The 12,307-nt window shown below is 44.5% G+C and carries 13 protein-coding genes; 11 read left to right on the top strand and 2 right to left on the bottom strand.

The annotated features are described in order from the left end of the window. Nucleotides 1-2: 2 nt before the first annotated feature. Genes FC62_RS05910 through FC62_RS05900 form a run of 3 tightly spaced genes read left to right on the top strand, consistent with a single transcriptional unit; the run spans nucleotide 3 to nucleotide 1,948 of the window. Entirely contained in the window at nucleotides 3-350 is a 348-nt protein-coding gene (locus tag FC62_RS05910) for an initiation control protein YabA (protein ID WP_141322585.1), read from the top strand. Beyond that, nucleotides 334-1,206 carry a 16S rRNA (cytidine(1402)-2'-O)-methyltransferase gene (gene rsmI / locus FC62_RS05905; protein ID WP_054745514.1) on the top strand — a complete coding sequence of 291 codons (873 nt, stop codon included), beginning with the start codon at nucleotides 334-336 and terminating at the stop codon, nucleotides 1,204-1,206. Before FC62_RS05910 ends, rsmI begins: the two co-directional genes overlap by 17 nt. A gap of 10 nt (nucleotides 1,207-1,216) precedes the next feature. Continuing rightward, the gene (locus FC62_RS05900; protein WP_056946486.1) at nucleotides 1,217-1,948 is read left to right on the top strand and encodes an acyl-[acyl-carrier-protein] thioesterase; all 732 of its coding nucleotides are present in this window, start codon (nucleotides 1,217-1,219) and stop codon (nucleotides 1,946-1,948) included. 9 nt (nucleotides 1,949-1,957) lie between these two features. On the opposite strand, the gene FC62_RS05895 is transcribed toward FC62_RS05900, so the two are convergent. Further along, on the bottom strand, nucleotides 1,958-2,188 hold the full coding sequence (locus FC62_RS05895; RefSeq protein WP_054745520.1) for an asparaginase domain-containing protein: 231 nt from the start codon (nucleotides 2,186-2,188) through the stop codon (nucleotides 1,958-1,960). Between the two features lie 123 nt (nucleotides 2,189-2,311). Between FC62_RS05895 and FC62_RS05890 the strand changes: the two genes are divergently transcribed. The 4 genes from FC62_RS05890 (at nucleotide 2,312) to tsaD (ending at nucleotide 5,242) form a co-directional block, all read left to right on the top strand. Continuing rightward, entirely contained in the window at nucleotides 2,312-2,830 is a 519-nt protein-coding gene (locus FC62_RS05890; protein ID WP_054745522.1) for a folate family ECF transporter S component, read from the top strand. Nucleotides 2,831-2,896: 66 nt separating this feature from the next. Then, nucleotides 2,897-3,673: a tRNA (adenosine(37)-N6)-threonylcarbamoyltransferase complex dimerization subunit type 1 TsaB gene (gene tsaB / locus FC62_RS05885; RefSeq protein ID WP_056946484.1), complete on the top strand. Its 777-nt coding sequence runs from the start codon at nucleotides 2,897-2,899 to the stop codon at nucleotides 3,671-3,673. Beyond that, nucleotides 3,657-4,208 (top strand): ribosomal protein S18-alanine N-acetyltransferase, encoded by a 552-nt coding sequence (gene rimI, locus FC62_RS05880; protein WP_056946482.1) that lies wholly within the window; start codon nucleotides 3,657-3,659, stop codon nucleotides 4,206-4,208. The genes tsaB and rimI overlap by 17 nt, the downstream gene beginning before the upstream one ends. Further along, nucleotides 4,205-5,242: a tRNA (adenosine(37)-N6)-threonylcarbamoyltransferase complex transferase subunit TsaD gene (gene tsaD, locus FC62_RS05875; protein ID WP_056946480.1), complete on the top strand. Its 1,038-nt coding sequence runs from the start codon at nucleotides 4,205-4,207 to the stop codon at nucleotides 5,240-5,242. The genes rimI and tsaD overlap by 4 nt, the downstream gene beginning before the upstream one ends. Nucleotides 5,243-5,304: 62 nt before the next feature. On the opposite strand, the gene FC62_RS05870 is transcribed toward tsaD, so the two are convergent. Next, nucleotides 5,305-7,230 (bottom strand): ABC-F family ATP-binding cassette domain-containing protein, encoded by a 1,926-nt coding sequence (locus tag FC62_RS05870; RefSeq protein WP_054745528.1) that lies wholly within the window; start codon nucleotides 7,228-7,230, stop codon nucleotides 5,305-5,307. Between the two features lie 169 nt (nucleotides 7,231-7,399). Here FC62_RS05870 and FC62_RS05865 point away from each other — a divergent pair, with 169 nt between their 5' ends. From FC62_RS05865 to FC62_RS05850, 4 genes are all read left to right on the top strand, one after another. Further along, nucleotides 7,400-8,032: a redox-sensing transcriptional repressor Rex gene (locus FC62_RS05865; RefSeq protein ID WP_056946478.1), complete on the top strand. Its 633-nt coding sequence runs from the start codon at nucleotides 7,400-7,402 to the stop codon at nucleotides 8,030-8,032. Nucleotides 8,033-8,195: 163 nt separating this feature from the next. Further along, nucleotides 8,196-8,480: a co-chaperone GroES gene (gene groES, locus FC62_RS05860; protein WP_054745530.1), complete on the top strand. Its 285-nt coding sequence runs from the start codon at nucleotides 8,196-8,198 to the stop codon at nucleotides 8,478-8,480. Between the two features lie 92 nt (nucleotides 8,481-8,572). Then, nucleotides 8,573-10,195 (top strand): chaperonin GroEL, encoded by a 1,623-nt coding sequence (groL, locus tag FC62_RS05855; protein WP_054745532.1) that lies wholly within the window; start codon nucleotides 8,573-8,575, stop codon nucleotides 10,193-10,195. Nucleotides 10,196-10,350: 155 nt separating this feature from the next. Further along, complete coding sequence (locus tag FC62_RS05850) at nucleotides 10,351-12,183, top strand: APC family permease (RefSeq protein WP_056946476.1); 1,833 nt, start codon at nucleotides 10,351-10,353, stop codon at nucleotides 12,181-12,183. Nucleotides 12,184-12,307: the final 124 nt, after the last annotated feature.

Here is a 12,307-nt window from a genome sequence, read left to right as displayed (position 1 = left end):
AATTGACAGATCCATACACACAACTTGATCAGGTATTAAATAATTTACACACGATGATTACGACAGTCGAAGGCCTACAAAACGACCTGCTAGAGGCCCTGCGAGAGAATACTGAGTTAAAGATCGAGAATAAGCTCTTACGGGAGAAGTTCAACAATATTCCGGAGAAACACCAAGAGAAGACTCAGGATGGGATGTCCGGACTGAAAGAGATTTACCAGTCTGGCTACCATATTTGTAATATGTATTACGGCTCTCATAGAGTGGAGAACGAAGACTGTATTTTTTGCCTAGATATTTTCGATCATCAGCGTGGTGCGGGAAAGAAGAATAATGCAAATTCAAAGTAGTTTTAATGACGAAGCAGGCAAGCTTTATTTGGTGCCGACGCCAATCGGTAACTTGAAGGACATGACGCTGCGCGCAAAAGAAACATTAGAAAATGTGGATTTAATCGCCGCAGAAGACACGCGGACGACGGGTAAACTTCTGGGGCTCCTAGGAATTGAGACCAGTGGTAAACTAGTCAGTTTTCACGAGTTTAATGCTAAGGAGAAGGCGCCAGAATTAGTTACGCAAATTCTGGCTGGACATTCGCTCGCACAAGTCAGCGATGCGGGAATGCCTGTGATTAGTGATCCGGGATATGAACTGGTGCAGTCTGCGATTGCCGCAAATATTGCGGTGGTCAGTTTGCCCGGACCGGCGGCTTTCACCACCGCTCTGATTGCTTCTGGCTTGACGGCTCAACCGTTCACGTATTACGGCTTCTTACCGCGTAAGAAGAAACAGCAAACGGACTTTTTAACCGAAATCAGCAGACAAAAAGAGACGGCAATCTTCTATGAGGCCCCGCACCGGATTAGAGCGACACTCGCTAATTTGGGCGAAACCGTGGGTCTAAACCGCCAAGTGGTGGTCGCCCGCGAGCTGACAAAGTTACACGAGGAATACCTCCGTGGTACTGTAGCTGAGCTAATAGAGCACTTCGAGACGGTGGAACCACGCGGTGAAATGGTTGTTCTAATGGGTGGCTATGTTGAGTCAGAGAAACCGACAGCGACGTTAGCCGAGTTGGCGGTGGTAGTTGACCAACTAGTTGAAGATGGGCAGAGTAAGAAGGATGCGATTGGCCAAGTCGCACGGCATGCCCATTTAAGTAAGAAAGAATTGTACGATTATTATCACAATCAACCAAGGGAGTAAAACTAGGAGCATGGAAAAATTTGAACAAACTGCTAAATTATCTTACTTCGATGTTGATGCATTGAACCAGATTAAATTATCCGTCCTAATTGACCTACTCTTGAAGGTATCAAGCTATCAGCTCGATACAATGGGGGTGGGAACAAACAATCTTGCTAGGGAGAACCTCGGCTGGGTCGTGACGCAGTATCACATGGAGATAAAAAGATTACCACAACTGGATGAGGAAATAATTCTTGGCACGCAACCGACCGGTTACAACCGGTTTTTTTGTTACAGAGATTTCTGGGTGAAGACCCAGGAGGGGGAATCCCTGATTACGGTCTCCAGTACGTGGATTGTGCTAGATCTGTTGAAGCGAGAGATTCACGAGAATACGTCGGAATTTGGTGCAAAAATGGCGGTACCAGAGGTTAAGCGGGGACCGCGATTGCCAAGAATTAGGTTACCTAAGTTTGATGATTCCGGGGTCGAATATCGGGTACGTTATTACGATATTGACGCGAACCGTCACGTCAACAACTCACATTATTTTGAGTGGATGATTGATGTGCTCCCACAGGATTTGGTATTGCATGCTCAAATTAAGTGCATTGACATCAAGTTTGACCAGGAGATTCGCTACGGCGACTCTCCGAGGTCATTGGTCAAGGTCGAGGAGCAGGAGGAACTTAAATCATACCACCTCATTCAAAACGGAACAGGTAAGGCAGCCGAGGCGATTTTCACCTGGAAAAAATAAAAAACGCCATTAAGATACGGCATTGCTGACAAACTTATTTAGCTGAATTTGTAACATCTCATTCGGTGTAATTTGTGGCGAGGACAGGTTGAAGATTTCTTCAGTTGTGAGTTTCAATGGGACATCCGTAGCTAATTGGAATTGGTTGAGGGGATTTCTCTCATTTGGCATGATTTCACCAGCATCATTTTCTGACATGGAGATTGTGCCACCGGTGTGTAGAACGAGAATATTTTTCATCGTCGTTAACCTCTTTTCAATAACATATCATAGTAAATATGTGGGTTTAAGACAAGAATGTGTTATATTTAAACGGTTGTATTTATGTTAATGATGCAGATTAAGTGAACGGAGGGCGACTCCATGACAATGAGAAATGTATTTAGAAAATTAGAACTTAGAGAGTTGATTGTGCTGGGCTTAATTGTGGCCATTAGTATGATTTTGCAGAAAATTTCATTTGGGACATCGGTCACCAAAGTTGGGTTGGGCTTTATCGCAACGGTGCTGCTTGGAAAGTATTTTGGCCCTTTTTGGGGTGGCATTGGCGCAGGCGTAGCTGATGTGCTTTCTGCTGCATTATTCGGGGTTGGCGGAGGAATGTTCTTTGGCTTCACCATCTCCGCAGTTGTTGGGGGGATCATCTACGGTCTCTTCTTCTACGAGCAAAAACTCGTGGTTTGGAAGGTGATAAGCGCTGTTTTATTAGTCACGATTATTGTGAACGTCCTGCTCAACACATATTGGCTGACCGTTATGTACAAGCTCGACTTTCGTGGCGCGCTCCTCCAAAGAATTCCAAAGGAACTGATTGTTCCTTGGATTCAGATGGTAATCACCTGGATTGTTCTAAAAGCGACAGAACGTGTTAAGATTAAATAATAGTATTTTTTAACCAGAAATTTTAACGAGATAAAGTGAATTAAGACAAGATTCAGAGGATACAAATTGAAGACTTTAAGTATATCGACTGCAACGGAAAATCTGAGCGTTGCCGTGAATAATGGCATTGAAACGTTAGCAGAGCGCAATATCGTTGATCAAAGAAATCATAGTGTGAATATTATTCCTACCATTGAGGCGGTGCTTGCTCAGTCAAACCTCAAGTTGACCGAGATTGAACAAATCGCTGTTGCCGCGGGTCCAGGATCGTATACCGGCCTGAGAATAGGTATTACCACCGCGAAGGTGATGGGAGAGCGGCTGGGCGTGAAGCTAGTTGGTGTCTCCACTTTGGCGGCACTAGCAGCGAATATGACGCCTGCTGGAACCAAAGCTGAGCTAACGGTCGCACTACTAGACGCGCGCAATGATAATTTCTTCGCGGGAGCATATCGGCTGGACTCTGCTAGCAAGAGTTCAGGTCCAGCGGTGGTGCTTTCAGACGCTCATGTGGCCCTGGAGCACCTATTAGAGCTTGTGCAGGAAATGCTCCGGCAATATAACTTTACACGGGTGAACTTCGTCGGTGACTTCACGCCAGAACATGCAGCTAAAATCAAGGACCAACTTCTTTCTACTGATGTCGAGCTTCATTTCGGGACAGACCAGGAAAATTTGGTTCATGCCGGGCAGATTGGCTGGATAGCGGAATTTAGTACACCAGTTAGTCCTGCAGAGCTCTTGCCTCGTTATTTGCGAAAAACCCAGGCTGAGGTTGAGTGGGAGAATAGGACCGGTGCGAAGAGCTTGAAAGACGATAGTAAGTATGTTGAAGAAGTTTAGTGATTTTTTTAAACCTGTACCACAGTTTGACCTCTCATTTGAACCTTTTGTGAAAGTAATTTCACACCTCTCACTCCAGTTTATGAAGGCTAATGATAGTCACCTTGAGGACCTGTTGAATCTTGAACGACGTGTCTACCGCGGACGCACACCGTGGGACCGCTTTTCATTTAGAAATGAGTTAAAGAAACATCATAACTCACTCTATCTTGTCGTGTATGATGGTTCACAGCTGGTGGGTTTTATTGGTGCTCGCTTCTCTGAGCAGGAGGGACACATTACGAATATTGCAATTAGCCCAGAATACCAGCACAGAAAGATTGGGAGCTTTCTAGTTTCAATGATGATTGATTACGGTAGAAGAAATAATTGTACTGTGATTACCCTAGAAGTGCGGATGGACAACTTGGTGGCCCAAACGGCATATAAGAAGTTGGGCTTTAAACCCAATATTGTCAGGAAAAACTACTATTACACTGAAAAAGTCGACGGTTTAAACATGGTGTTAGACTTGAAAGGAGACGGATTTAAGTGACGAAAGATAATCTAATTTTGGCATTTGAGACTAGTTGTGACGAGACGAGCGTGTCTGTCGTCAAGAATGGGCATGAGATTCTCTCGAATGTGATTGCCACGCAAATAAAAAGCCACCGGCGTTTCGGTGGCGTCGTGCCAGAAATTGCGAGCCGCCACCACATCGAGGTAATCAACCAGGTGATGACTGAGGCCATGGCCGAGGCACAAGTGGACTACGACGATCTCGATGCAGTAGCTGTGACCAAGGGTCCGGGACTCGTAGGCGCACTTCTAGTCGGAGTTGCGGCCGCCAAGTCGGTGGCGTTGGTCGAGCAAAAGCCACTAATTGGTGTCGACCATATTGCTGGTCATATCAACGCAGCTAATCTGGACAATGAAGTGGTTTACCCGGCATTGGCTCTGGTAGTCTCTGGCGGTCATACCGAATTGGTCTATCTAACCGATGAGAATAGTTACGAAATCATCGGTGATACTAGAGATGACGCGGCAGGAGAGGCGTACGACAAGATAGGTCGCGTGCTTGGGATTAAGTATCCTGCAGGTAAAACAATTGATGAGATGGCTCATCAGGGCTCCGACACATTCCATTTTCCACGGGCAATGATGGAGGATGACGATTATGATTTCTCCTTCAGTGGCTTAAAGAGCGCTTTTATAAATACCGTCCATCATGCAGACCAGTTAGGTGAAACACTCGATCAGAATGATCTGGCAGCTAGTTTTCAAGCAAGTGTAATCGACGTTTTGGTCCACAAAACATTGCGTGCAATCGCAGAGTACAAGCCTGAAACATTTATCTTAGCCGGTGGAGTAGCGGCGAACCAGGGACTACGTGAAAGACTGGCAACGAAAATTAGTAAGTTGCCCCAACAGCCAAAAGTGATTATTCCCCCACTGCGCCTTTGTGGTGATAACGCGGCAATGATTGGTGCAGCAGCATATCACCAGTTTAAGGCTCAAGATTTCGCTGATTTAACGCTGAACGCTGATCCGTCACTTGAACTGCCTTATGCAGAATCAATGCTTGATTAGAATAGTAATAAAAAGGAGTAGCTATTTACGATTGAAATAGTTACTCATTTTTCTGTGATTTTTTACTTTATGGCAGCAAATGTTTCGAGTTTCGTTAGCGCCTGTTCCCACCTAGCTGATATTGCTTCATTTTCTTGCTCAAGTTCTTGAACCTTCCTTTGGAGTGGATCTAACTTGCCAAAGTCAGTCGCTACTTCTGGTTGTGCCATCTCTAGTTGTAGCTCCGTAATCTTGTTCTCAATCTCGCTGATTTGGTGTTCTAATTGGTCCACTTCCCGCTCCAGACGTCTCTTTTCAGCCTGATTCTTCTTTTGCAGCTGGTAATCAACCTTACTTTGGTTGGCGTTAGCAGTAGTTGCATTATCCTGTTCGCTACTGTTACTTGGCTCAAGTTGATTTCTCTTCTCTAGGTAGAATGAGTAGTTGCCATCGTAGATAGTACCATGTCTTTCGTTGACTGAGTAAATTTTCTGTGCAAGTTGGTTAATGAAGTAACGGTCATGTGAGACGAAGACGATTGTCCCTTCATAGTGTTCGAGTGCTTTCTCGAGCACCTCCTTAGCCTCAATGTCCAAGTGGTTGGTGGGCTCATCCATAATCAAAACGTTGTTGAATTCGAGTGAGAGGACAGTTAACGAGAGTCGCGCTCTTTGGCCGCCTGAAAGTTGGGCAACTGTCTTCTCGAGGTCATCAGGACCAAATAGGAAACTAGCTAGGATGCTACGAACTTCTCGCTCAGGCATCGTCTTGTGGCGATTCCAAATTGTATCAAGCACGGTCTCCTTTGGGTTAAGGTGGTTGATTTCTTGGTCGTAGTAGCCAATCTTAAGGTTGGCACCGTACTTGATATTTCCCTTCAGTAGCGGTAGCTCCTTGACGATTGTCTTCAAAAGGGTTGACTTTCCGATTCCGTTCGGCCCGATAATTGCGAGGCGATCCTGCTGGCGGACCTGCAGATTTACATCCTCAATCATGGTTTTGTTCGGATAACCAACAGAGACGTCAGAGAAAATCAGCACCTCTTTACCAGTCTGCTGCTCAATTTTGAAGTTAATGCGGACCTTTTGATCGCGTTTTGGTGGCTCGATTCGTTCCAATTTATCCAGTTGTTTCTGGCGACTTTGTGCCCGTTTCGTCGTCGATGCGCGCACAATATTCTTCTGAATAAAATCCTCTTGTTTCTTGATTTCTGCCTGTTGGCGCTCGTATGCCTCTTGTTGTTGATCGTCTAATGACGTCCGCAATTTGGTATAGGCAGTATAGTTTCCCTTGAACTTATTCAGTTGACCGTGTCGCAACTCTAGGATATCGGTCGCGACCGCATCCAGGAAGTATTGGTCATGGCTGACGGCGAGGATTGCGCCTTTATACGTTTTCAGAAAACTTTCCAACCAGTCCAGGGTGTCGAGGTCCAAATGGTTGGTGGGCTCATCTAGGATTAGCAAATCAGGACTTTTGAGTAGGAGCTTCACAAATGACAACCGCGTCTTCTCACCGCCTGAGAGCACGCTAATTTTCTTGTCATAGGTTGTTTCGTCAAATTTGAAGCCATTTAGAACACTCTTGATCTCTGCCTGGTATGTAAAGCCACCTTGTTGCTCGAAATTGAATTGTAATTGGTCGTATTGTTCTAGCATTTCCGAATTGGGTGTGCTTGTGGTAGCAAGCTCTTGTTGAAGCCGGGTTAATTCATGCCCCAGCTCGATTAACGGCGCGAAAACTTCGGCCATCTCCCCGTAAACGGTTTGGTCTGGATTGAGGTTATTCTCTTGTGCAATATAGCCAAAAGTGATATTTTTACTTTTAACAATATTGCCGCTTGTAGGGGCCTCTTGCCCGGTGAGAATCTTAATCAAAGTTGATTTACCAACGCCGTTTGGACCTACTAGGCCAATCCTACTTTTCCCGTCAATCTCAAAGCTAATATTCTTGAATAATGTTGTAGCGCCGAAGCTGCGTTCGACGTTATTTGCTTGCATAATAATCATTTAATCACCTAGAGAACATTCTATCATAGTTCGTGAATTATGTTGTTGAAGTCAGTCAATGAATTATTATACTAAATTTTTGGCTTTTGTGAAAAAAATACTTGAACTTTTACTACTTAATTAGGTATTATAGAATTGTTAATGAAAAAGTTCACAAATGAGGTGTAGTATGGAAGACGTTAAAATCCCTAGGGCAACTGCAAAAAGATTACCGTTATATTATCGGTATCTGGTCTTCTTGAACGATGAGGGAAAAGAGAAGGTCTCCTCGACTGAATTATCTGAGGCCGTCCAAGTTGATAGTGCTTCAATCAGGAGAGATTTCTCATATTTTGGTGCGCTCGGCAAGCGTGGCTATGGCTATGATGTCAAGAGACTCCTTGATTTTTTCAAAAAGATTTTGAATCAGGATACGCTGACGAATGTTGCGCTGGTCGGTGTGGGTAACATGGGGCACGCCCTGCTCAATTATAATTTCAAGCGGACCAATAACATTCGGATCTCTGCCGCCTTCGATGTGAATGCAGAGATAACTGGTAAAATAATGAACGGTGTGCCAGTCTATCATACCGAGGATCTGAAGAAGCAGTTAAGTGAACAACAGATTGAAATTGCTATTCTTGCTGTCCCAAAAGATCAGGCACAGTCCACCGCTGATGAGTTGATCGAGGCGGGAATTAAAGGCATCATGAACTTCACACCAATTAGAATTTCGACCCCAAGCAATGTGCGTGTCCAAAACGTTGACTTGGCAACTGAACTACAGACGTTGATTTACTTCCTGGAGCAAGACAACCAGTAGTCAATCATTCAATCATAGATTAAAGTCGCGAAACTTTTCGCGACTTTTTTAAATTTCATAATGTCAAAAAACTTGCATTTGGTTGACGGAAAAGTTAAGATAATTTTTGTAGTTAGCACTTATTAATTAAGAGTGCTAAAAAAGAAATAGGAGGGATATCAACGTGTTAAAACCAATTGCAGATCGCGTGATTATCAAAGTACAGGAAGAGAAGGAAGAGTCAGTTGGAGGAATCCTACTAGCATCAAATGCGAAAGAGAAGCCTCAAGTTGGTGAAGTTATCGCTGTGGGCGATGGATCAGTGACAGAGAACGGCACTAAGTTACCATTAACTGTTAAAGTTGGCGACACCGTGTACTACGACAAGTATTCTGGTAGTCAGGTTAAATTTGATAATGAGGATTACCTTGTTTTACACGAAAAAGATATTATCGCTATTGTTGAGTAGTGAGTATGAAACTCACTATCACTGATGTTCATGCACATTAATATTTAACTTAATTAATTTTAGAACTAATAATAAGAAGGACGGAGATTCAAATGGCAAAAGATATTAAATTCGCTGAAGATGCTCGTGCAGCAATGCTGCGTGGTGTTGATAAGCTGGCAGATACTGTTAAGACAACGCTTGGACCAAAAGGTAGAAACGTAGTGCTCGAGAAATCATATGGTTCACCCGACATCACAAACGATGGTGTGACAATCGCCAAGTCGATTGAACTAGAAGATCATTTCGAGAACATGGGTGCAAAACTCGTTGCTGAAGTTGCATCGAAGACGAATGACATCGCTGGTGACGGTACGACCACCGCGACGGTTTTGGCACAAGCAATCGTTCGTGAGGGAATGAAGAACGTCAGTGCCGGTGCAAATCCTGTGGGTATCCGTCGGGGAATTGAGCAGGCTACTAAGGCCGCTGTCGCTGAATTGCACAATATTAGCCACGAAGTTGCTAACAAGGACCAGATTGCTCAAGTTGCTTCTGTCTCAAGTGCAAGTGAAGAAGTCGGTCAACTCATTGCGGATGCAATGGAAAAGGTTGGTAACGACGGTGTTATTACCATCGAAGAGTCAAAGGGAATCGACACTGAATTAAACGTGGTTGAAGGTATGCAATTCGACCGTGGTTATCTTTCACAATACATGGTAACGGATAATGACAAGATGGAAGCAGACTTAGACAACCCTTACATCTTAATCACCGACAAAAAGATTACGAATATTCAAGACATTTTGCCAATGTTGCAAGAAATAGTGCAACAAGGTAAGGCACTGTTGATTATTGCTGATGATGTTGAGGGTGAAGCACTACCAACACTTGTGTTAAACAAGATTCGGGGTACTTTCAATGTCGTTGCCGTTAAGGCACCGGGCTTTGGCGATCGGCGCAAGGAACAACTACAAGATATCGCTACATTAACAGGTGGTACGGTAATTACCGATGATTTCGGCCTGGAATTAAAGGATACTAAGCTTGAGCAACTCGGCCAGGCTGGTAAAGTTACGGTTACTAAGGACAACACAACGATTGTTGAAGGTTCTGGTACGAAAGAAGCAATTGCAGAGCGTGTTGAGACAATCAAGAACCAAATTGAAGGCACGACTTCAGACTTTGACCGTGAGAAGCTACAAGAGCGGCTTGCTAAACTGTCTGGTGGTGTAGCCGTTATCAAGGTTGGTGCTGCTACAGAAACGGAATTAAAGGAAAGAAAATACAGAATTGAAGATGCTTTGAATGCAACTAGAGCTGCGGTTGAAGAAGGCTACGTTGCAGGTGGTGGTGTTGCTCTGATTAACGTCATTAAGGCAGTTGATGACCTCACTGCTGAGGGCGACGAGCAAACGGGAATTAACATCGTTAAACGCGCGCTTGAAGCACCTGTAAGACAAATTTCTGAGAATGCCGGACTTGAAGGTTCAGTTATTGTAGAACGCATGAAGAGCGAGAAGAATGAGTTTGGTTTCAACGCTGCCACAGATAAGTGGGAGAACATGGTTGAGGCAGGAATTATTGACCCAACCAAGGTTACTCGTTCAGCATTGCAAAATGCCGCATCAGTTTCAGCATTATTGTTGACCACTGAAGCTGTTGTTGCGGAAATTCCTGAAGAACATCCAGCAGATCCCCAAGCTGGTATGAACCCTGGAATGGGCATGATGTAACAGATATAATTAAGAAGTAGCACTGCTACTTCTTTTTTTTATTTCTAAAATACTGACAAAATAGACTAGCTTTTTTAATGTAGATGGAGTAATATTGCGTGGTTTATTGATTAATTATTCTAAGAATGCATGTTTCATTTCTGGAGGAAATATTAATGGGACAGTTCAAACAATTGCTATTGGGTAAACCGTTGAAGTCAGACGAAGAGGGTGGACAGAAACTCACTCGCTTCAAAGCATTAGCTATGCTGAGTTCAGACGCTTTATCAAGTGTGGCCTATGGTACGGAGGAGATTGCTCTTGTGCTAGTGACGCTGTCGGCTGCAGCAATGTGGTACTCTATTCCAATCGCGGCCTTCGTGCTTGTCTTGTTGCTTTCGCTGACTTTATCTTACAGACAGGTTATTCATGCTTATCCCGGTGGCGGTGGGGCCTATAAGGTCTCAAGCGATAATCTGGGTAAAGGTGCAGGACTCGTGGCTGGAGGCTCATTACTCATTGATTACATGCTGACCGTTGCAGTTAGTGTGTCGGCTGGCTCAAATGCAATTGTGGCGGCTATCCCGGCTCTTTATGGTCACCAAGTAGTCATCTCCTTGGTCATTATTACCATCCTGACTATTCTCAATTTGCGGGGCATGAGCGAGTCTGCGAACTTCCTGATGATTCCAGTCTATTTCTTTATCGTCATGATTCTGATCATGATTGGGACAGGATTATTTAAAATCCTGACCGGACAGATTCCATTTACAGCGGCAGCGCCCATTGGCGCTGTCGTGCCTGGTGTGACTGCCGCACTGATTTTCAAAGCATTCTCTAGTGGCTCAAGCTCCTTAACCGGTGTCGAGGCCATTAGCAACGCCGTCCCATTCTTCAAGAAGCCCCGTGCAAAAAACGCTGCGGCGACTTTGACCATCATGGCCGCAATTCTGGGCGTGTTCTTTGCCGGTATCTCTTTTCTAAACTATTGGTACGGCATTGTGCCAATGGAGAAGGTCACGGTTCTCTCACAAATTGCCGATAAGACATTTGGAGGCCAGAACATCTTCTACTACCTGGTTCAATTTGCGACGGCGTTCATCCTCACGGTTGCTGCCAACACAGGATTCTCCGCCTTTCCCGTTCTCGCTTTTAACTTGGCTAAAGATAAATTCATGCCGCATAACTACATGGATCGTGGGGACCGACTGGGCTACTCAAACGGCATTCTTACACTGGCGATCGGATCCGGTATTCTCATCGTCATGTTTGGTGGCGATGTTTCCCGGCTGATTCCGCTCTATGCTGCTGGCGTGTTCATTCCGTTCACGTTATCGCAGACTGGGATGATATTAAAGTGGTGGCACGAGCGGCCAAAGAATTGGGTCTGGAGTGCAACTGCCAATCTGGTCGGTGCGCTGATTTCTTTCGCGATTCTGGTAATTCTATTTACCTATCGCTTAGCCGAAATCTGGCCGTTTTTCGTTATCATGCCTGCACTCGTCTACCTCTTCCATAAGATTAACCAGCATTACAAAAATGTGGCGGAACAACTGCGACTCATGGATAATGAGGCAACCTACCACCAATTTGACGGTTCAACGGTGATTGTGCTTGTTTCAAGCGTCACTCAGGTTACTAAGAACGCCCTCAGTTATGCAGAGTCAATCGGTGACTACGTCATTGCAATGCATGTCTCGATGGACGAGAATCCCGATAAAGAGAAGGAAATTCAATCAGAGTTCACGAAAGATTACCCGAATATTCGCTTCGTCGATATCCACTCATCTTACCGCTCTATTGTGAAGCCGGTCAGTCGCTTCGTGGACGTGATTAGTCGCAACGCAGCGCAACGTAACTATTCAACCACAGTGTTGATCCCACAGTTCGTCCCAAATAAGAACTGGCACTTCGCGTTACATAATCAGACAGCTTTACGTTTGAAGCAGACTTTTATGCGCCGTGAAAACATTATTGTCGCAACGTACAGCTATAATTTGAAAAAATAAATTAAGAATAATACTAATGTTAATTCTAGAGAACAGTGGTCAAGCATGCTGTTCTCTTTTTGTCGTTTGCGGGGGAGATTTTACGGTATAATGATGAGAAAGTATTATTTTTAGGAGAGATGAT

The sequence above is a fragment of the Amylolactobacillus amylotrophicus DSM 20534 genome (assembly GCF_001434555.1).
Classification (GTDB): Bacteria; Bacillota; Bacilli; order Lactobacillales; family Lactobacillaceae; genus Amylolactobacillus; species Amylolactobacillus amylophilus.
This window is presented reverse-complemented; position numbering and strand designations above follow the sequence as displayed.

What these genes read in the sequence shown, in the direction of transcription:
- FC62_RS05850 (WP_056946476.1), top strand. Translation starts at nt 10,351, where the DNA reads ATGGGACAGTTCAAACAATTGCTATTGGGTAAACCGTTGAAGTCAGAC.
- FC62_RS05895 (WP_054745520.1), bottom strand. Translation starts at nt 2,188, where the DNA reads ATGAAAAATATTCTCGTTCTACACACCGGTGGCACAATCTCCATGTCA.
- rimI (WP_056946482.1), top strand. Translation starts at nt 3,657, where the DNA reads ATGTTGAAGAAGTTTAGTGATTTTTTTAAACCTGTACCACAGTTTGAC.
- groL (WP_054745532.1), top strand. Translation starts at nt 8,573, where the DNA reads ATGGCAAAAGATATTAAATTCGCTGAAGATGCTCGTGCAGCAATGCTG.
- FC62_RS05865 (WP_056946478.1), top strand. Translation starts at nt 7,400, where the DNA reads ATGGAAGACGTTAAAATCCCTAGGGCAACTGCAAAAAGATTACCGTTA.
- FC62_RS05890 (WP_054745522.1), top strand. Translation starts at nt 2,312, where the DNA reads ATGACAATGAGAAATGTATTTAGAAAATTAGAACTTAGAGAGTTGATT.
- rsmI (WP_054745514.1), top strand. Translation starts at nt 334, where the DNA reads ATGCAAATTCAAAGTAGTTTTAATGACGAAGCAGGCAAGCTTTATTTG.
- FC62_RS05870 (WP_054745528.1), bottom strand. Translation starts at nt 7,230, where the DNA reads ATGATTATTATGCAAGCAAATAACGTCGAACGCAGCTTCGGCGCTACA.
- FC62_RS05900 (WP_056946486.1), top strand. Translation starts at nt 1,217, where the DNA reads ATGGAAAAATTTGAACAAACTGCTAAATTATCTTACTTCGATGTTGAT.